The sequence below is a fragment of the Streptosporangium sp. NPDC053982 genome, from assembly GCF_055585205.1.
The window spans coordinates 1-19,916 of the sequence record NZ_JBVJKQ010000021.1 but is presented as its reverse complement, the minus strand read 5'-3'; the positions used below and the strand labels follow the sequence as shown (position 1 = coordinate 19,916).

Here is a 19,916-nt window from a genome sequence, read left to right as displayed (position 1 = left end):
CGGCCCGTACGCCGGGGGACGCCGGGGGCCGTGGAAAGCAGGTTATCTGAGCCGGTTGTCCGTGCCCCGCGGCCCCTGGTGCACGGCCTCGGCGTTGAGCGTCGGCTGCCAGTCGAAGATGTAGCCGTTCTCCATGGACCCGATGATCACCTCGGCGTCGGCCTTGGCGCCCGCCTTGGTGAGCTCCTCCTCCACACCGAGCCGCTCCAGCCGGTCGGCGAGGTAGCCGACGGCCTCGTCGTTGGTGAAGTCGGTCTGGCGGATCCACCGCTCCGGCTTGGCCCCGGTGACCTGGAAGGTGTTGTCGTCCACCCGGCGCACCGCGAAGCCGGTGTCGCCGAGCTGGCGGGGCCGGATGACCAGGCGGGTCGGCTCGGGCACGGGCGCGGCGGCCCGGGCGGCGGCGACCATCTCGGCCACAGCGTAGGTCAGCTCCGGCAGGCCCTCGTGCGTGGCCGCCGAGATCTGGAAGACCCGCAGCCCCCGCTCCTCCAGCATCGGCCGGACGATGTCGGCCAGTTCCCGGGCGTCGGGAACGTCGGCCTTGTTGAGCACGGCCAGGCGCGGCCGGTCCTCCAGCTTGCCGTACGCCGCGAGCTCGGCCTCGATCGCCTCGTAGTCGCTGACCGGGTCGCGGCCCGGCTCCATGGTGGCGCAGTCGATCACGTGCACGAGCGTGTTGCACCGCTCGACGTGCCGCAGGAACTCGTGTCCCAGGCCCTTGCCCTGCGACGCGCCGGGGATGAGACCGGGCACGTCGGCGACGGTGAAGACCGTGTCGCCGGCGCTGACGACGCCGAGGTTGGGCACCAGCGTGGTGAACGGATAGTCGGCGATCTTCGGGCGGGCCGCCGACAGCGCGGCGATCAGGGAGGACTTGCCCGCGCTGGGGAAACCGACCAGCGCCACGTCGGCGACGCTCTTCAGCTCCAGCATCACGTCGAGGGCGTCGCCGGGCTCGCCGAGCAGCGCGAAGCCGGGAGCCTTGCGCTTGGTGGAGGCCAGGGCGGCGTTGCCCAGCCCGCCGTGGCCGCCCTCGGCGATCACGTAGCGGGTGCCGGCGCCGACCAGGTCGACCAGGACCTCCCCGGTGGAGGCGTCCTTGACCACGGTGCCGTCGGGCACCGGCAGGATGACGTCCCCACCGTTGGCTCCGTCGCGGTTGCCGCCCGAGCCCTGCTTGCCGTTGGCGGCCTTGCGGTGCGGACGGTGGTGGTACTCCAGCAGCGTGGCGGTGCTGGGGTCGACCTCCAGGATCACGTCGCCGCCGCGGCCGCCGTTGCCGCCGTCGGGACCGCCGAGTGGCTTGAACTTCTCCCGATGGACAGAGGCGCAGCCATGTCCCCCGTCACCGGCCTTGATGTGCAGGACCACCTGGTCCACAAAGTCCGGCATGTCTGCCTTCTTACCCCTATCTTAGGAAAAACCGCTCATAAAGCGAACAGGGGTGGATCGCCTATGCGACCCACCCCTGCCGTTGACGTCTGGCGGTGCGAACCTACTCCGCGACCGGGACGATGCTCACCGCGCGGCGACCGCGCTTGACACCGAACTGCACGTGACCCGCGGCCAACGCGAACAGGGTGTCGTCACCACCGCGGCCGACGTTGTCGCCCGGGTGGAAGTGGGTGCCGCGCTGGCGGACGATGATCTCGCCGGCGTTGACCAGCTGGCCGCCGAAGCGCTTCACGCCAAGCCGCTGCGCGTTGGAGTCACGGCCGTTCCGAGTGGACGACGCGCCCTTCTTGTGTGCCATCTCGCAAAACTCCCGAAACTCAGGCCTGGTCGATGCCGGTGATCTTCACCTGCGTGTAACGCTGGCGGTGACCCTGGCGCTTCTTGTAGCCGGACTTGTTCTTGTACTTGAGGATCCGGATCTTCGGACCCTTGGTCTCACCGAGAATCTCGGCGGCGACGGTGAACTTGCCCGCCTCGGTGGTCACGTCGCCATCGTTGACGACGAGCACCGTCGGCAGCGAAACCTTGGAACCGACCTCGCCGGCGACCCTGTCCACCTCAAGGACGTCACCGACGGAGACCTTCTGCTGCCTGCCGCCGCAACGAACGATCGCGTACACCGCGGAACCCTTCTTCTGACTACTTGCTCGCTGGATGCTGCGCCCCGCATCCGGCTATGGTCACTGATGTCGACCGACGAACCGGGTAGACGCGCGAACAGGGCGCGCCACGAGCGCACCGGTTCATCAGCTTACCGGATTACCGGTGTCCTGGTCGAACCGGGCGGAACGCCGGAGCTGTCGGCCGCCGACCGTGCCCCGCGGGCGCCCCGCCGCCCAGGACGCCCGTACGGCGCCGCCGGACGGCGGGATTCGCGAGGCGGCCCGGTCAGTCGGCCGACCTGGCCTTCCGGGAGCGTCGCCGCCCCCGGCCGGAAGTCTGCATGGCCTGAGCGTCTCCGTCAGGAGCGTCATCAAGCGCATCGGTCACCGTATCACGGCCGGACTGGTCGTTGGCCGCGACCGCCTGACCGCCGTCCTTGGTGAGCTTCTCCGCGACGGCCTTCTCGATGGCCATCTTGCCCTGGGTGCCACGCGGCTCCGGCTTGCCCTCGACCGGTTCGGCCGAGACGTGCAGACCCCGGCCGTTGCAGCACTCGCAGACGGTGGAGAACGCCTCCAGCAGGCCCTGCCCGACCCGCTTACGGGTCATCTGGACCAGCCCCAGCGAGGTCACCTCGGCGACCTGGTGCTTGGTGCGGTCGCGGGCCAGGCATTCCAGCAGCCGCCGCAGCACCAGGTCACGGTTGCTCTCCAGCACCATGTCGATGAAGTCGATGACGATGATGCCGCCGATGTCCCGCAGCCTGAGCTGGCGGACGATCTCCTCGGCCGCCTCCAGGTTGTTGCGGGTCACCGTCTCCTCGAGGTTGCCGCCCTGACCGGTGAACTTGCCGGTGTTGACGTCGACCACCGTCATGGCCTCGGTCCGGTCGATCACCAGCGAACCGCCGCTGGGCAGCCAGACCTTGCGCTCCATCGCCTTGGCGATCTGCTCGTCGATGCGGTAGGCGGCGAAGACGTCGCCGTCGCCGTCCCACTTCTTGAGCCGGTCGGCCAGGTGCGGGGCGACATAGCGGACGTACTCGTCGACCGTCCCCCACACCTCGTCGCCCGCCACGACCAGCGAGGCGAAGTCCTCGTTGAAGACGTCGCGGACCACCCTGACGGTCAGGTCGGGCTCGGAGGACAGCAGCTCCGGCGCGCTGGCCGACTTGGCCTTGCGCTGGATGTTCTCCCACTGGGCCGACAGCCTGGCCACGTCGCGGCCGAGCTCCTCCTCGGAGGCGCCCTCGGCGGCCGTGCGGACGATGACGCCGGCGTTCTCCGGCATCACCTTCTTCAGGATGCTCTTGAGGCGGGTGCGCTCCTTGTCGGGGAGCTTGCGGCTGATCCCGGTCATCGAGCCGTCGGGCACGTAGACCAGGTAGCGGCCCGGCAGGCTGACCTGCGAGGTGAGCCGCGCCCCCTTGTGACCCATGGGGTCCTTGGTGACCTGCACCAGCACCGACTGGCCGGACTTCAGCGCCACCTCGATCCGCTTGGGCTGGCCCTCCAGCCCCACGGTGTCGAAATTGACCTCACCGGCGTACAGGACCGCGTTGCGGCCCTTGCCGATGTCGACGAACGCCGCCTCCATGCTCGGCAGGACGTTCTGCACCTTGCCGAGGTAGACGTTGCCGACGTAGGACTGCCCGGCCTCGCGGTTGACGTAGTGCTCGACGAGGACGCCGTCCTCCAGCACCGCGATCTGGGTCCGGCCGCCGGTGCGGCGGACCACCATCATGCGCTCGACGGACTCGCGGCGGGCCAGGAACTCCGACTCGGTGATGACCGGCGGACGCCTGCGGCCGAGCTCGCGCCCCTCGCGGCGGCGCTGCTTCTTGGCCTCCAGGCGGGTCGAGCCGCGCACGCTCTGCACCTCGTCCAGCAGGCTGCGGCCGGCACGGGGCGCGCGGATCCGCACCACGGTGTTCGGCGGATCGTCCGGCCCCTCGTCCGCCTCCTCGGTGCCCCTGCGGCGGCGGCGACGGCGGCGGCGCGAGCCGCCCGTCTCCTCCTCGGCCTGCTCGGCGGCCTGGGGCTGGGCCGGGGACTCCTCCTCGGCCTGCTCCGGCTCCTCCTCCTCGCCCTCCTCCAGGTCACGGGTGCGGCCCCGGCCGCGCCCGCCCCTGCGGCGGCGACGGCGACGGCCACCGGCCTCGTCGTCACCCTCGGCCTCGTCGTCGACGCCCTCCGGGGACGTCTCCTCCTCGGCCTGCTCGGCGGGCTCGGGCTGGGCCTCCGGCTGCGCCGGCGCGGGACGCGCGGCGGGCGCCTCGGCCCGGTGCGGATCAGGGGCCTGGAAGAGCGGCTGGAAGATCGCCGCCGGCGGCTGGAAGTTCAGCGCCGGGACCTCCGGGCGCTCACGCTCGGCCATCCCGAAGGGGTCGGAGAACAGGCCGGGACGCTCCTCGACGATGTCCTCACCGGCGGGCTCGTCGTCCAGTGCCTCATCGACGGGCGGCTCCGGAAGGAGGTCCGCGGCGTCCTCCCCGGGCAACGCGGCCTCCGGGGCTCCCGGGGCCTCGGCGCCGCCCGTGATCCACGCGGTGCCGGCGGCCTCCGCCGGCGCCGCGGCCGGGGACTCGCCCGCCTCGGCGACCGGCTCGGCCTCCGGGGCCTCCTGCCGAGCCGCCTTCCTGCGGGTACGGGTGCGCTTGGCCGGCGCGGGCCTCTCCTCCGCCTGCCGGGCCTCGTGTGTCTCCGGCGCCTGCGGGGCCTCCGGTGTCTCCGGCGCGGACGCCGCCTCCGCGGACTCCTGGGCCGACGGCGTGGACGCCTGGGCCTGCGGCACGGAGGCCGTCTCGGCGGGCGCACCGGCATCCGGCTCGGCCACCGGTTCGGCGGTCGCCTTCTTCGCACGGCTGCGCCGGGGCTTCGCGGGCACCGCCTCGGCCGCCTCGACCTCAGCCTCGGCGGTGGTGGCCGCCTTGCGCCGGGTCGCGCGCTTGGGCTTCACCGGCTCCGGCACGGCCTCGGGCTCGGCTCCGGGCTCCTGGGCGGCGGGCCGTACGTCCTCGGTCCCGGCGGGTCCGGCCGTCGGCGTCACCACCGGCTCGGGCGGCAGGCCCGCCGCGGACGCCGCGGGCTCCCCCGGCTCGGCGGCAGGCGGGGCCGTCACCGACGCGGGCGCGTTCAGCACCGCGGGCGGGGACTCCGGCTCCTCCGGCGGAGGGCCGGCCGGCCTGCTGGCGGACCGCCTGCGGCGGGCCGGCTGGATCTGTTCTGTTCTGTCCTCGCCGGGGCCGTTCGCCCCGGCGCCGGGCTCGTTGTCGAGCATGCGGGCGCTCTCCCGTCAGCTCCCGGGCGCGTCTCCGCGCCGCGCGGGAGCTCTCGTCTCTCGCTGTACGCCGGGCCGCGCGGCCCGGCGCCAAGTCCTATAGATCGCCGCCGACGTGCCGGCCCACCGGTTCCGTTTCGCCGCCGCGCGTCATGTCGCGGTCCAGGCCGAACGGGTCGGCGGGCCCACCGGTACTCGCGTCCAGCGGTCCCTGCGCCAGCCTGGTCACCTCGGGGGGCACCGGCGGCGCGAAGCCTGCCAGAAGACGCAGTCCGGTGAGAACGTCGTCGGGTCGAACGGCAGGAGTTGCGTGCCGTACAACCATGCGAAGTATGACACATGGCCGACCGGACCCCTGACCTGCTGTTGTCTCGGTTCTCTCTGTTCCCTCGGTCACCTCGAGGCCCAGCACCGCCTCCCGAGCGTCGAAGCGGCGCAGACCCTTCTTGGTCATGCGCTCCACCTCGATCCGCTCGGCGGCGACGAACCGCTCGACCGCCTCCCTCGCAAGGACGGGGTCGGCCTGCGGAAGGCGTATCTCCCACGCCGAGCACTCCAGCCGGTCGGCCAGGCTCTCGGCGCCCGCCACGACGACGTCGAGCACGTCGACGCCCGGCGGCAGGGAGTCGTCGAGCGCGGTGCGCAACCACTCGGGGTCGCACTCCCGCGTCACGCTGATCTCAAGGTATTCGGCCTCGCTCGCCACCCCGGTGGCCGCGACCGCGCCCACGTAGGAGATCCTGGGGTGCGGCGAGAAGCCTGCGCTGAACGCGACCGGGACGCCGGCGCGCCGGACGGCGCGCTCCACGGCCCGGGAGACGTCACGGTGACTCGTGAAACGCAGGCGGCCACGCTTGGCGTAGCGGACACGCAGCCGCTGCGCCACGGGTGCGGGCGGAGGCCCGTCGGGAACGGGTTTCAGGGTGGTGTCGTCCTTCCAGATCGTGGTTCGTCGAAGGGCGGCCGCGCTCACGCACGGCCTACCTCAGACAACCGTCAGTGGCAGCAGCTTCTTCCCCGTGGGCCCGATCTGGATCTCGGTGCCCATGGTGGGGCACACGCCGCAGTCGTAGCAGGGGGTCCAGCGGCAGTCCTCGACCTCGACGTCGTTGACGGCGTCCTGCCAGTCCTGCCAGAGCCATTCGCGGTCGAGGCCGGCGTCGAGGTGGTCCCAGGGCAGGACCTCGTTCTCCTCGCGCTCGCGCGTGGTGTACCAGTCGATGTCGATGCCGGCCTCGGCCGCGCAGTCCATCCAGCGCCGGTAGGAGAAGTGCTCGCTCCAGCCGTCGAACCGGCCGCCGTTCTCCCACACCGCGCGGATGACCGCGCCCACCCGGCGGTCGCCGCGGGAGAGCAGGCCCTCCACGATCGACGGCTTGCCGTCGTGGTAGCGCATGCCGATGGCCCGGCCGTACTCCTTGTCGCCGCGCAGGGCGTCCTTGAGGGCCTTGAGCCGGCGGTCGACCGTCTCGTGATCGGCCTGGGCGGCCCACTGGAACGGCGTGTGCGGTTTGGGAACGAAGCCGCCGATGGAGACCGTGCAGCGCACGTCACGCGACCCGGTGGCCTCCCGGCCGGCCTTGATGACCTTCCTGGCCAGGTCGGCGATGCCGAGGACGTCGGCGTCCTCCTCCGTGGGCAGGCCGCACATGAAGTAGAGCTTCACCTGCCGCCAGCCCTGGCTGTAGGCGGCGGTCACCGTCCGGATCAGGTCGTCCTCGGTGACCATCTTGTTGATCACCTTGCGCATCCGCTCCGAGCCGCCCTCCGGGGCGAACGTCAGACCGGAACGACGGCCGTTGCGGGAGAACTCGTTGGCCAGGTCGATGTTGAAGGCGTCGACCCGGGTCGAGGGCAGCGACAGCGAGGTGTTGGTGCCCTCGTAACGGTCGGCCAGGCCCTTGGCCACCTCACCGATCTCGGAGTGGTCCGCCGACGACAGCGACAGCAGCCCGACCTCGTTGAACCCGGACGCGCTGACGCCCGCCTCGACCATGTCGCCGATCGTGGTGATCGAACGCTCACGCACCGGACGGGTGATCATGCCCGCCTGGCAGAACCGGCAGCCGCGAGTGCAGCCGCGGAAGATCTCCACGCTGAACCGCTCGTGCACGGTCTCGGCCAGCGGGACCAGCGGCTTCTTCGGATAGGGCCACTCGTCGAGGTCCATCACCGTGTGCTTCTGCACCCGCCACGGCACCCCGGACCGGTTCGGCGCGACCCGCTGGATGCGGCCGTCCGGGTGGTAGGTGACGTCGTAGAACCTGGGCACGTAGACCCCGCCGGACTCGGCCAGCCGCAGCAGCAGCTCGTCACGCCCGCCGGGCGAGCCCTCCTCCTTCCACTCGCGGATCACCTCGCTGATCGCGATGGCGACCTGCTCGCCGTCGCCCAGCACCGCGGCGTCGAGGAAGTCGGCGACCGGCTCGGGATTGAAGGCCGCGTGGCCCCCAGCCAGGACGATCGGGTCGTCGTCGGTCCGGTCGGCGGCCATCAGCGGGATGCCGGCCAGGTCCAGCGCGGTCAGCATGTTGGTGTAGCCCAGCTCGGTGGCGAAGGAGATGCCGAGCACGTCGAACGCCCGCACCGGCCGGTGCCCGTCGACCGTGAACTGCGGGACGCCCTCGGACCGCATGAGCGCCTCAAGGTCGGGCCAGACGGCGTAGGTGCGCTCGGCCAGCGTCCCGGGCAGCTCGTTGAGGATCTCGTAGAGGATCTGGACGCCCTGGTTGGGCAGGCCCACCTCGTAGGCGTCCGGATACATCAGAGCCCAACGGACCGTGGACCCGTCCCAGTCCTTGACGGTCGAGTTGAGCTCACCCCCGACGTACTGGATCGGCTTCTGCACCCTGGGCAGGAGCGCTTCCAGGCGGGGAAACAGCGACTCGACAGACATGCCCCAAGCCTATCCGGCTACGGGAGGTGCCACAGGCGGTCGTCCCCCGCGCGCAGCGATCCCAGCCGGTGCCCCAGCTCGTCACGCGCCCAGGCGTCCAGGTGCGCCCGGCGCAGCAGGGCCGTCAGGGTCTGGAGATCCCGGATGTCCCGCAGCACCGGATACCCCGCCTGGGACCTGGCGTCGTGGCCGTACGCCTCGCTGAAGTTCGCCAGCTGCCGCTCGGTCAGCCCGAACCGCGCGCCGTGCAGGGTCGGGACCAGATCGGCCTCCCGCGGCCCCGAACACGCCCACTGCCAGGACCGCAGCAGGAACCCCCGCGGCGTGCGGATCATGTTCTCCCGGCGGGCGTCGCCGTGCACCAGCCCGTACGGCAGCGCGAACTCCACCTTCCCGTACCCCTCGGCCAGCGCGTCGCAGCGCCCCAGCAGCCATCCCCGGTCCTCGCGGTCCAGCACCGGGCACTCCCCGGCCGCCCGGCGCACCGCCCCGAGCGGGTCGCAGGCCGGCAGGTCGAACGGCACCGGCGGCAGGGCGTGCAGCCGCCGCAGCAGCGGCCCCAGCAGCGCCGGGTCTGGCGGCGGCCCGATGTGCTCCTGCCGCCGCCAGAAGGTCGCCAGGAACCCCTCGGCGGCGATCGGCTGCTCCACGTCCAGGGGGCGGTCCGCCGGGAACCCCCGGTCCGCCAGCCATCGCGCCACCCGCACCGAGACGGCCGGCCGTTCGGCCTCGTCCGGCGCGTCCTCGCGGGCCAGCCGTATCGTCACCCCCTCGGCGGCCAGGTGGCAGACCAGCCCGGCGGCGTCGTGCCCCACCCTGAATCCGCTCGCGTTCAGCCCGGCCTGCCGGCACGAGCGGGTGAGCGCCCCGGTCACCCGGGGAAGAAGCGAACCCTCCACGGCGATCGTCATCGTCCACTCCTGTCTGAAATCCGCGCCGGCCCGCCCACGGGCCGGCGACGCCGGTGAGCGGGGGAGGGTTCGAGACCGGGGACGGGCGGGTGGCTTCCATCGCGGCCGGTCTCAGAACGGCCGCTGACGGATGTGGATCGCCTGGAGCAACCCGACGGCGATCATGTTCGCGAAGGTCGCGGTGCCGCCGTAGGAGACGAACGGCAGGGGCAGCCCGGTGATCGGCATGATCCCGATCGTCATCCCGACGTTGACGAAGGACTGGAAGCCCAGCCAGCACACGATCACCCCGGCCGTCAGCGCGCCGAACCGGTCGTCGCACCGGCGGGCGATCCGCATCCCCCGCAGCAGGATCACCGCGAGCAGCGCCACCACCATGACCGAGCCGAGGAAGCCGAACTCCTCCCCCGCGACGGTGAAGACGAAGTCGGTGTGCTGCTCGGGCACGAACCGGCCGGTGGTCTGGCCGCCGCGGAACAGTCCCTTGCCGAACAGCCCTCCCGAGCCGATCGCGATCAGCGACTGGGTGCTGTTGTAGCCGACGCCCCGCGGGTCGCTGGCGGGGTTGAGGAAGGCGGTGAACCGCGCGATCTGGTACGGCTCCAGCACGCCGAGGAACCACACGCCCACGGCCCCGGCGACCACGAGCAGGCCCAGCCCGAGGACCCACCGCTTGCGCACCCCCGCGATGACCATCGCGGCGGCGGTGATCACTCCCAGGACCATGGTGGTCCCCAGGTCCGGCTGGAGCATCACCATCCCCATGGTCAGGGCGGCCACCGCCAGCGACACCACGACGTCCAGGCCGCGCGGGCGCTCGCCGCCCTTGGCCGGCTGGGCCATCAGCATGGCGAGCATCAGCGCCAGCCCGAGCTTGGCCATCTCCGACGGCTGGAAGGCGAACCCGCCGCCCAGCAGGATCCACGAGTGCGCGCCGTTCACCGTGGAACCCAGCGGCGTGATCACCAGGATCAGCCCCACGAACGTCACGGCGTACACCAGCGGCGCGTACGCCCGCAGCCTGCGGTGGTTGACCATCGTCGCCAGACCGGTCAGCACCGCGCCGATGGCGAGGTTGAGGACGTGCTTCTTGACCAGCCCCGTGGAGCCGGGCGCCCAGGTCCGGGTCGACGACCACACCAGCAGCGTGCCGATCACCGAGAGCGCGGCGACCGCGACGAGCAGCACCCCGTCCATCCGGCCCACCACCGAGGAGGCGGCCATCGCCCGGCGGGCCAGCGACCTGCGCGGCGGGTTGATCACCCGGGCGGTCACCGCGCCACCGTCCTGTCCCGCACGGTCGCGGGCACCGCGGGCACCGCGATCATCGCGGTCCCCGTCCCGTCCCGCACGGTCGCGGTCTCGGTTTCGGTCGCCGCGGTCACCGCGCCACCGTCCCGTCCCGCTTGATCACCGGCGGCTCGGACGCCGGACGCCCGGCCGGCAGCGCCGCCGGAACCTGCCCGCCCTTGGACGAGATGCCGTAGATGCCCTCATAGATCTTCCGTACGGCCGGGGCGGCGGTCTCGGCGCCCATCCCGCCCTGGGAGACCATGACGACCACCACGAACCTCGGGTCGCCGGCCGGCGCGAACGACGCGAACCACGAGGTGTCGGCCTTGCCGTACACCTCGGCCGTGCCGGTCTTGCCGCCGATCCGCACCCGGTTCATCGGGAAACCGGCGAAGGCGCCCGCGGCCGTGCCGTCGGAGGGCACGTCGCTCAGCGCCGCCCTGATGTAGTTGCGCTCCCGCGCCGAGATCGGCAGCCGGCCCACCACCGGCGCCTTGATCTCCTTGACCATGGTGCCGTCGGGCCGTACCAGCGCCCAGCCGAGCCGGGGACTGCGCAGCCTGCCGTCCCCCGCCAGCGCGGCGTAGGCCGCGGCGAGCTGCAGCGGGGTCACCAGCACGTCACCCTGGCCGATGGAGAAGTTCGCCGCGTCACCCGGCCGCAGCAGGTAGCCCTCCAGACAGTTCTCGTACGCCAGCTGCTTGAGGAAGGCGGCCCGGCTCTGGTCGGTCCTGGCGACCTCCGGGTAGCCGGTCTTCGCGCGGCGGCAGTTGACCTCCTTGGTGGCCTCCCAGATCTGCTTCTTCCAGTCGCGGTCCGGGATCCGCCCGGCCGACTCGCCGGGCAGGTCCACGCCCGTCGGCCGGCCGAACCCGAAGGCCCGCGCCATGGTCGCCATCGGCTGCTTGGCGGTCCCCTTCGGCCGCAACCCGCCGTCACGCAGCCACTCCTCGTAGGCCGCCCGGTAGAAGATCGTGTCGCAGGACTTCACCAGCGCGGTGTGCAGGTTCATCGTGCCCATGCCGATGCCGTGGAAGTTGCTGAACGCCCGGCTGCCGACCATGAAGGAACCCGGGCAGTCGTACTGGCCGTGCAGCGGGTAGCCGTCCCGGAGCATCGCCGACACCGAGGAGATCTTGAAGGTCGAGCCCGGCGCGAACTGTCCCTTGATCGCCCGCGACACCAGCGGCTTGCGCGACTTCTCGGACAGCAGACGCTGGTACTCCGCCTCGGAGATGCCGCCCGTCCAGACCTTCGGGTCGTAGGTCGGCGCACTGGCCAGCGCGATGACCCTGCCGGTCCGCACGTCGAGCACCACGCCCGCCGCGCCGTCCGCCCTGGGCGCGGACTTCATGGCCTCGGCCAGGGCCTTCTCGGTCACCGCCTGCACCCTGGCGTCGATGCTGGTGATGAGCGTGTCACCGGGAATCGGCGCGACCTGCCGCTCCACCCCGATGACCTTGCCGAGCCGGTCGACCTGCACCCGCCGGATCCCCGGCACCCCTCGCAGCTCCGCGTCGTAGACCGCCTCCAGCCCGTCGCGTCCCACCAGGTCGACGCCGGAGAACGACGCCTTGAACCCCTCGCGCTTCTCCAGCTCCTCCTGCGTGATCGGCTGAAGGTAGCCCAGTGCCTGGGCCGCCGCGCTGCCGTGCGGGTACTGCCGCACCGCCTGCACCTCGGCGGTCACCCCGGGGAACTCCTCCTGCCGCTCCAGGATCTGCAGGGCCTCGCGCGTGGTGACCTCGTCGTCGATCGGGATCGGCTGGTACGGCGAGCCCGGCCAGCACGGCCGGGTGACCCCGGGACCGCAGGACCTGATGCGCTCGCGCAACCGCTCGGGACTGCGGTTCAGGACCGCCGCCAGCTTCTGCAGGACGGTCCTGCCGTTGCCCGCCATCCGGTTCAGGCTCGTCCTGTCCACCGAGACCACCAGCCGGGTCCGGTTGCGCACCAGCGGCCGCCCCGCCGCGTCGAGGATCTGCCCCCGTACGGCCGGCACGACCACGTCACGCGTCCGCGTCTCGGTCGCCGCCTCCGTGAACTCCGCGTAGCGCACCACCTGCACCTGCCAGAGCCGTACGGCGAGCAGCGCCATCAGCGACATCACCAGCGCCTGGATCACGACCAGCCGCCCCCGCATCCGGATCATGCCCGCCCCCCGTCACACCCGGCCCACGGCCTCCCCCGCCCGTCCCACCGGATCCCGCACGTCCCCAACCCGTCCCGCCGGATCCCGCACGCTTCCCGCTCGTCCCGCCGGATCCCGCACACCCGCCGGCCCGCCCCCTGCGGCCCGCACCGACCACACGCGGTGACCCGCGCGCTCACAGACGGCTCCGCGCCGGATACCGCACCGGCCGCGGAGCCCGCATCCGGGGACCCCCGGCGACCCTCCTCGCCAGCCCCGCCACAGGCAGGGCCGCGACCACGTCGTAGACGGCCTCCCCGGGCAGCGTGGCCGTCAGCACGTCCTCACCGAGCCGGGCGTCACCGAACAGGGCTCCTGCCGCCGCGGCGAGCACCGGCCCGGCGACGGCGCAGGTGAGCGTCGTGATGATCCTGGCCTCGGGATGGACCTCGGCCATCCGCCCGGCCGCGAACCCGACCAGGCACAGCACCAGGGCGTACTGCCCCATCACGTGCGCGGCGGGCGGCAGCACGTCGTTGAGCAGCCCGGCGAAGAAGCCCATGACCGTCCCGGCTGCGGCCCCACGGGCCTGCGCGTAACCGATCACGGTGAGCAGCACCAGGTCGGGGGCGACGTCCCCCGGCAGCGGCAGGCGGTTCACCACCGCCACCTGAACCACCATGACCAGCAGGAGGAACCCGGCGGCGAGCGCGTCCCGGCCCATCGGTCAGATCCCCCCGCGCTGCGGGCCCGGAGCCACCGCCTCGGGCGGCACGTCGCCCCGCCCACCCGGCGCCGCCTCTTCCTCCGGCGTGTCCTCCGTCTCCGGCGCGTCACCTTCGCGGCCCGGCGCCTCCCCACGGTCCGGCCCGCCCCGCGCCTTGCCCTTCTTCTCCTTCGCCGCCTGCCGCGGCGCGCCCGGCAGGACCACGTCACGCGGTTCACGCGTCGGCGCCTGCACCACCACGCCCACCACGTCGAGCGCGGTCAGATCCGCGTACGGCCGGGCGTAGGCCACCCGGGTCAGCTCCCCCGGCGTCGCCTCCACCCGTTCCACCACCCCGATCGGCACCCCGGCCACGTACGGCACGCCGTGCTGGGAGCCGAAACTGACGATCCGCCGGCCAGGAACGATCTGCGCCGTGGAGTCGAGCAACCGGAAACGCAGCAGGCGGCCACCGGACCCCACGCCGTGCACCACCCCGATCTCGTTGTTCCCCTCCAGGCGGGCTCCGGCCGCCGACGCCGGATCGCTGAGCAGCACGACGGTCGAGGTGGACCGCCCCGCCTGGACCACCCTGCCGACCAGGCCCTCGCCGTTCAGCACCGTCATCTCCGTCCGCACCCCGTCCGCCGTGCCGACATCGAGCTCGACGGCCTCCTCGAACCCCGGCGTGCCCCGCCGGGCGATCACCTGCGCCGGGACGATCCGGTATCCGGCGACGCCCGCCGCTCCGAGCAGGCGGTGCAGCTGCGCCGAACGCTGCCGGTCCAGGCCCTGCGCCACCAGGTCACGCCGGAGCCGGCCGTTCTCGGCGCGCAACTCCTCGATGCGGCGCCGCGCCTCCGGCGCACCGGTGATCATCGCGACGAACCTGCCGACCGGCCGGACGATGTCGGCCCCCGCCCTCTCCGCGGCGCCGAACACCGTCGTTCCCGCCTCCTTGAGGGGGGTGAGCGGGGAGGCTCCGCCGGTCCGGTGGTCGACGGTCATCAACACGAGAGCCGCGGCCAGCAGCATCCCCAGGCTGATCCGTGCGCGGCGCGTGTCCTTCATCAGTGCCGCGGCTCCGGGACGAGGACCTGCTGCAGCGCCTCGAAGTCCTCGACGCACTTGCCGGAGCCGAGCGCGACCGAGTCGAGGGCGTTGTCCACCAGGTGGATCGGCATGCCGGTCTCGTCCTTCAGCCGCTCGTCCAGGCCCTTCAGCAGGGCGCCCCCGCCGGTGAGCGCGATCCCCCGGTCCATCAGGTCGCCGGACAGCTCCGGCGGGCACTTGTCCAGCGTGGTCTTGACCGCGTCCACGATCGCGTTCACCGGCTCGTCGGTGGCCCGGCGGATCTCGGCGGCCGACACGACGATCGTCTTCGGCAGGCCGCTGACCAGGTCCCGGCCGCGGATCTCCGCGTGGCCCTCCTCGGGAAGCGCGCAGGCCGAGCCGATCGCCATCTTGATCTCCTCGGCGGTGCGCTCGCCGAGCATGAGCGAGTACTCCTTCTTGGCGTAGCTGATGATCGCCTGATCCAGCTCGTCGCCGCCCACCCTGATCGACTGGCTGGTCACCACGCCGCCCATCGAGATGATGGCGACCTCGGTGGTGCCGCCGCCGACGTCGACCACCATGTTGCCGGTCGGCTCGTGCACGGGCAGGCCCGCCCCGATCGCCGCGGCCATCGGCTCCTCGATGATGTAGACCTGCCGTGCCCCCGCCTGGTAGCCGGCCTCCTTGACCGCCCGCTGCTCGACGCCGGTGATCCCGCTCGGCACCGCGATGATGATGCGCGGCTTGGCGAACTGGCTGCGCCGGTGGACCCGCTGGATGAAGTAGCGGAGCATGCGCTCGGTGACGTCGAAGTCGGCGATGACGCCGTCCTTCAGCGGCCGGATGGCGACGATGTTGCCCGGAGTCCGGCCGATCATGCGCTTGGCCTCGATGCCGATGGCGACGATCTTTCCCGTGACCATGTTCATCGCGACGACGGACGGCTCGTTGAGCACGATGCCCTTGCCCCGGACGTACACCAGCGTGTTCGCGGTGCCGAGGTCGACCGCCATGTCGCGTCCGAGGAAAGCAAGCTTGCTGCTCATGGGGAAGGCGGCCCTCCTTCCGTCAGGTCGTCGGCGAAAACTACAGAACGCACTCGAATCGTAACGTGATGTACCCACCCCTGAGCGCAATGAGCCTGCCAGCTCCAGGAAAATCTTAAGTCGCGGCAAACACGCCGGGCCCCGCCGTCCTCTCCGAAGATCGTCGAGGAGGACGGCGGGGCCCGGCGGGGCGGCCCTTAGAAGCGGTCCGGGAAGAAGATCTTGATCTCGCGGGCGGCGGACTCCGGCGAGTCGGAGCCGTGGACCACGTTCTCACCGATCTCCAGGGCGTGGTCGCCGCGGATGGTGCCGGGGGCGGACTTGACCGGGTCGGTCAGGCCGGCCAGGGCGCGGAAGGCCTCGACGGCACGCGGGCCCTCGACCACCATGGCGACGAGCGGGCCGGAGGTGATGAACTCCACGAGCTCGCCGAAGAACGGCCGCTCGGAGTGCTCGGCGTAGTGCAGCTTGGCGGTCTCGGCGTCGAGAGTGCGCAGCTCCAGCGCGACGACCTTCAGGCCCTTGCGCTCGATCCGGGCGATCACGTCACCGATGAGGCCGCGCGCGACACCGTCGGGCTTGATCAGGACAAGGGTGCGCTCGGACACTGAAGTTCTCCTTCGAACAGGGGTGGCTCGCAGACTGCGTGAACGGGCGAAGTTTACCGTCCCGGAGCCGGCCGCCGTTGCCCGGCGGCCGGACGGCGGCCGATCCGGAGAGCGGCGGAGACGCCGGCCCGGAAAGCGACGGAGACGCCGGTCCGGGAGGCGGCGGGAGCGGAAGCCGGAAGCGTCCGGCCTCAGGGAGTCGTCATCGGAGAGTCGTCATCGTCATCAGGGGCGGCCCGGACCGTCCGTGTCCTCCGGCGACGGCGTGGGCGGCGGCACGACCGGCATCGTGCCAGTGCGTTCCGGTCTCGGCCACGGCTTCGGGCCGGGCTCGGGAACGGGCTCGAACCGGGGTTTCGGCCCGGGCCGGGGCCCTCCCGGCTCACCGCCCTCCTTCCGGCCGGGCTCCGCCCCCATCTCGAGGTCCGCCTCCCGTTCACCACTCCCTGACAAGGCACCCGGGGCCATCACGGCGGACGGCTCTCCACCGTGGAAGACGCCACCGGAGGCCACCGGAGTCTCCGTGATGCCCGCCGTACCGGGTCGGGGGAAATCGGACGCCTCGGATGCGGGACCCGGGAACGGATCCGGGGCCGACGGCCGGGACGCACCGCTCACGGACGCCTGGGAGCGGCGCACCAGGAACGCGGCGAGGACGATGACCACGATCACCAGACCACCGCCCACCAGAGCCCACCGGTGCAGCGCTTCGACGAAGGCGTCGACCAGAGCCTCCGGAGTACCGGCGCCTCTCAGAATGACGAACTGCACCCCGCTGCCCAGCAGGAAGCCCGAGAGGACCCCGGGGAAGAACAGCGACAGCGCGAAGAGCGCGGCCTCGGTGCCGGACGGGCGCAGCGCGGAGGTCAGGGCCACCGCGGCGCCGGCCGCGAGCAGCGCCAGCGGGAAGACCAGGGCCGGGCCGTCGGAGGAGGGCAGCAGCACCTCCACCGCGCACAGCCCCGCCACCACGACCGCCATGCCGCTCGCTGCGGCCGTGGACATGACGGCGTCCCCCAGACGGCTCACGGCCACGGCGGCGATGACGGCCGCCACCCCCGCGACCACGAAGGCGGGCCACAGCCCGGACAGGCCCGGACCGCCCAGACCCCCCAGCTCGACGTTGGTCACCTGTGCGGCCGTGGGCAGGACGACGACGCCGATCACGAGCACCGTGTAGGCGGATGCCCTGCCGTCGGCGCCCCGGGAGACGGCCGCCGAGGCCAGCCCGAACAGGGCGGCGATGGACAGCGTGGCGGCGACCAGCAGCAGTCCTGGCGACCAGTCGTAGGTGCTGCCCAGTGCCAGGGCCGCGATGCCCGCGGCGGGCACGACGGCCATCAGCAGCCGCCCGCGCCCCCTGGTGTCACCGGGCTCCCGGGTGTCGTGGGATCTCCATGCTCCGCCGGGTCTCCGGGTCCCCTCATCTCTCAACCGGAGCACGGAGTAGGCGGCGGCCAGCACGAGCGCGACCCCCGTCAGCATGGGATACGGCTGAAGCGCGACCCTCCAGGACCTGGCCTCGTCCAGCGGCCACAGCGCCAGTGCCTGCGCCGCCAGGAGGCTCACCGCGAGGACGGCGCACCACAGCGCCCGCAGGAGCGGAGAACGCTCCCAGACCGCGGCCAGGGTCGCGGGCACCACCAGTCCCGCACCGATCCCGTGCAGCACCCGCAGCACTCCCACCAGCGACGCGGAGCCGGCGTATCCTCCGGCCGCGTCGGCCATGGCGAGGAGAGCCAACCCGGCCACCAGTATCGGCGCCACCCTCCGGCGGCGCACGGCGAGCGCCGCCAGCGGCACGGTCAGCACCGTTGCGGGCAACGCCAGCCCGTGCGCCCGCATCATCCCGATCGGCGAGATGTCACGCGGCAGCAGAGCCGACACCACCGAGATGGTGTTGGGCAGGGCGACGATCGCCAGCGGAAGTGTCACCGCGACGAGCATCCCGAGGACGACGTCGAGCGCCGAAGGGGCACGGAGTGCGCGCGCCAGGCCGGTGGGCTCGGCGGCCACCGCCCGAGTCGGCTGAGTGGGAGGGACGGCCATGTAGGCCGACTTTAGCGGGAAGTCACGCCCTCGACACGGCGAGCGACGAATATCGCCGTGATCCAGAGAACGGCGAAGATCCCACCGAGGAAGAACATGGTCGAAACCATGAACCCCGAAACGATCGCCAGCACCTGGATCACGCTTCCGGCGATGTAGGCGAAGGGCCGCTTCAGCATGCCCGCGACCAGCACGCACAGCACCGCCAGACCCAGCCCCACCGTCAGCGCGACGGCCGGTTCGATCTTCTGGACGTTGATGGCGACCGGGGCGAACAACCCGACGACGATCGCCTCCATCCCCAGCACACTGGCGCAGAGCCGCCGCATGCCCGGGGTGACCGTGATCGCCTTTCGCCTTCCCTCCGGCGCCTCGCTCATCCGGCCTCGCCCGCCTTGAGCAGCAACCTCGCCTCGCCGGCGGTGACCACGGAACCGGTGATCAGCACTCCCGCACCGCCGAACTCCCCCGCCTCGTCGGCGATCGCGATCGCCTTGTCGATCGCCTCGTCCAGGCGATCGGCCCGGTGGACCCGGTCGGGATCGAAGATCTCCTCGGCCAGCGTGGCGAGCTCGTCGACGTCCATCGACCTGGGCGAGGAGTTACGGGTCACCACGATCTCATCCATCATGGGTTCGAGCAGCTCCAGGATTCCTTCGACATCCTTGTCGGCGAACATCGCCACGACCCCGACGAGCTTGTCGAAGCCGAAGGACTCCTGGACCCCGTCCAGGGTCGCCTCGATGCCGCCAGGGTTGTGCGCGGCGTCCAGGAGCACCGTGGGCCCCCGTCGCACGACCTCCAGTCTGCCCGGCGAGGTCACCTGCAGGAACGCCTGCCGGACCAGCTCGGGGTCCAAAGGCTCGCTCCCGACCGTCAGCGCCTCCACCGCGGCCAGCGCGCAGGCGGCATTGCTCGCCTGATGTGCTCCGTACAGGGGAAGCAGGACCTCGTCGTAGGTCTCCTTGAGACTCTTCAGCTGGAGAAGCTGGCCGCCCACCGCCAGTTCCCTGCCGAGCACACCGAACTCCAGCCCTTCCCTGGCGACGGTGGCGCCGACCTCCGCGGCCCTGCGCATCAGCACCTCCGCCGCGGGAAGCTGCTGCTGAGCGAGTACGACCGTCGCCCCGGGCTTGATGATGCCGGCCTTCTCGCCCGCGATGGTCTCGACGTCAGGACCGAGATACTCCATGTGGTCCAGCGAGATGGGCGTGATGACCGCCACCGCTCCGTCGGCGACGTTGGTCGCGTCGAAGCTGCCGCCCATCCCGGTCTCGATGACCGCGATGTCGACGGGGGCGTCGGCGAACGCCACGAAGGCCATGGCGGTGAGGGTCTCGAAGAACGAGAGTCTGCGTCCCTTGGCATCGATCATCTCGAGGTAGGGAAGGACGTCCTCGTAGACCTCGGCGAATCGCTCCTCGCTGAGCGGAGTGCCGTCCACGGAGATGCGCTCCCGCATGGAGACGAGATGAGGGCTGGTGAACCGGCCGACCCGGAGGTTGCGCTCACGGAGAATCGTCTCGATCATCCGGGTCGTGGTCGACTTCCCGTTGGTGCCGGCCACGTGTATCACCTGGTAGGAGCGCTGCGGGGAGCCGAGCACATCCATGAGCGCGGAGATCCTGTCGAGCGTGGGCTCGAAGTTCCACTCGACGCCGCGTTCCATGATTGCTCGTTCGACTGCCTGATAGTCCACGTCTCAAGCCTACTGACCGCGTGGTCGGGCTCCCGACGCCCCCGAACCCGGGAGCGATGCGAGGGCCGGCAGGCGCTTCCGAGCTCCCCGCCGTACGGCACGACAGCGCCGTAGAAACACCCGTGCGGAAACCCGGGAAACGCGAAAAAGCGGGGCCCCGGACGACGAACGTCCAGAGCCC

16 protein-coding genes are annotated in these 19,916 nt (G+C 71.8%); all 16 read right to left on the bottom strand.

Translation table 11 applies throughout. From position 1 onward, the window contains the following. Positions 1 to 42: 42 nt before the first annotated feature. Positions 43 to 1,395 (bottom strand): GTPase ObgE, encoded by a 1,353-nt coding sequence (gene obgE / locus ACZ6W9_RS32590; protein WP_470121210.1) that lies wholly within the window; start codon positions 1,393 to 1,395, stop codon positions 43 to 45. Positions 1,396 to 1,498: 103 nt separating this feature from the next. Beyond that, the gene (gene rpmA / locus ACZ6W9_RS32585) at positions 1,499 to 1,756 is read right to left on the bottom strand and encodes a 50S ribosomal protein L27 (RefSeq protein ID WP_012893687.1); all 258 of its coding nucleotides are present in this window, start codon (positions 1,754 to 1,756) and stop codon (positions 1,499 to 1,501) included. A gap of 19 nt (positions 1,757 to 1,775) precedes the next feature. Then, on the bottom strand, positions 1,776 to 2,078 hold the full coding sequence (gene rplU, locus ACZ6W9_RS32580) for a 50S ribosomal protein L21 (RefSeq protein WP_470121208.1): 303 nt from the start codon (positions 2,076 to 2,078) through the stop codon (positions 1,776 to 1,778). Positions 2,079 to 2,346: 268 nt separating this feature from the next. Next, on the bottom strand, positions 2,347 to 5,340 hold the full coding sequence (locus tag ACZ6W9_RS32575; protein ID WP_470121206.1) for an Rne/Rng family ribonuclease: 2,994 nt from the start codon (positions 5,338 to 5,340) through the stop codon (positions 2,347 to 2,349). A gap of 97 nt (positions 5,341 to 5,437) precedes the next feature. Continuing rightward, complete coding sequence (locus ACZ6W9_RS32570) at positions 5,438 to 6,226, bottom strand: TIGR03936 family radical SAM-associated protein (protein ID WP_389969111.1); 789 nt, start codon at positions 6,224 to 6,226, stop codon at positions 5,438 to 5,440. Positions 6,227 to 6,325: 99 nt separating this feature from the next. Then, positions 6,326 to 8,236 carry a TIGR03960 family B12-binding radical SAM protein gene (locus ACZ6W9_RS32565; protein WP_389968940.1) on the bottom strand — a complete coding sequence of 637 codons (1,911 nt, stop codon included), beginning with the start codon at positions 8,234 to 8,236 and terminating at the stop codon, positions 6,326 to 6,328. Between the two features lie 17 nt (positions 8,237 to 8,253). Beyond that, complete coding sequence (locus tag ACZ6W9_RS32560) at positions 8,254 to 9,147, bottom strand: phosphotransferase family protein (protein ID WP_470121204.1); 894 nt, start codon at positions 9,145 to 9,147, stop codon at positions 8,254 to 8,256. 111 nt (positions 9,148 to 9,258) lie between these two features. Further along, positions 9,259 to 10,422: a rod shape-determining protein RodA gene (gene rodA, locus ACZ6W9_RS32555; protein ID WP_389968936.1), complete on the bottom strand. Its 1,164-nt coding sequence runs from the start codon at positions 10,420 to 10,422 to the stop codon at positions 9,259 to 9,261. Positions 10,423 to 10,528: 106 nt separating this feature from the next. Then, entirely contained in the window at positions 10,529 to 12,592 is a 2,064-nt protein-coding gene (mrdA, locus tag ACZ6W9_RS32550; RefSeq protein ID WP_389968934.1) for a penicillin-binding protein 2, read from the bottom strand. Positions 12,593 to 12,767: 175 nt separating this feature from the next. Then, positions 12,768 to 13,295: a rod shape-determining protein MreD gene (gene mreD / locus ACZ6W9_RS32545; RefSeq protein WP_362937457.1), complete on the bottom strand. Its 528-nt coding sequence runs from the start codon at positions 13,293 to 13,295 to the stop codon at positions 12,768 to 12,770. A gap of 3 nt (positions 13,296 to 13,298) precedes the next feature. Continuing rightward, positions 13,299 to 14,348 carry a rod shape-determining protein MreC gene (gene mreC, locus ACZ6W9_RS32540; protein ID WP_389968932.1) on the bottom strand — a complete coding sequence of 350 codons (1,050 nt, stop codon included), beginning with the start codon at positions 14,346 to 14,348 and terminating at the stop codon, positions 13,299 to 13,301. After that, positions 14,348 to 15,379, bottom strand: a complete 1,032-nt coding sequence (locus tag ACZ6W9_RS32535; protein WP_362937451.1) for a rod shape-determining protein — start codon at positions 15,377 to 15,379, stop codon at positions 14,348 to 14,350. The genes mreC and ACZ6W9_RS32535 overlap by 1 nt, the downstream gene beginning before the upstream one ends. A 197-nt stretch (positions 15,380 to 15,576) precedes the next feature. Further along, on the bottom strand, positions 15,577 to 15,987 hold the full coding sequence (gene ndk / locus ACZ6W9_RS32530; protein ID WP_189245669.1) for a nucleoside-diphosphate kinase: 411 nt from the start codon (positions 15,985 to 15,987) through the stop codon (positions 15,577 to 15,579). Between the two features lie 225 nt (positions 15,988 to 16,212). Beyond that, positions 16,213 to 18,036, bottom strand: a complete 1,824-nt coding sequence (locus tag ACZ6W9_RS32525) for a hypothetical protein (protein WP_470121200.1) — start codon at positions 18,034 to 18,036, stop codon at positions 16,213 to 16,215. 11 nt (positions 18,037 to 18,047) lie between these two features. Next, the gene (locus ACZ6W9_RS32520; protein ID WP_470121198.1) at positions 18,048 to 18,416 is read right to left on the bottom strand and encodes a DUF4233 domain-containing protein; all 369 of its coding nucleotides are present in this window, start codon (positions 18,414 to 18,416) and stop codon (positions 18,048 to 18,050) included. Further along, a complete protein-coding gene (locus ACZ6W9_RS32515) occupies positions 18,413 to 19,705 on the bottom strand; it encodes a bifunctional folylpolyglutamate synthase/dihydrofolate synthase (RefSeq protein ID WP_470121279.1) in 1,293 nt (430 codons plus the stop codon). Before ACZ6W9_RS32515 ends, ACZ6W9_RS32520 begins: the two co-directional genes overlap by 4 nt. Positions 19,706 to 19,916 lie beyond the last annotated feature (211 nt).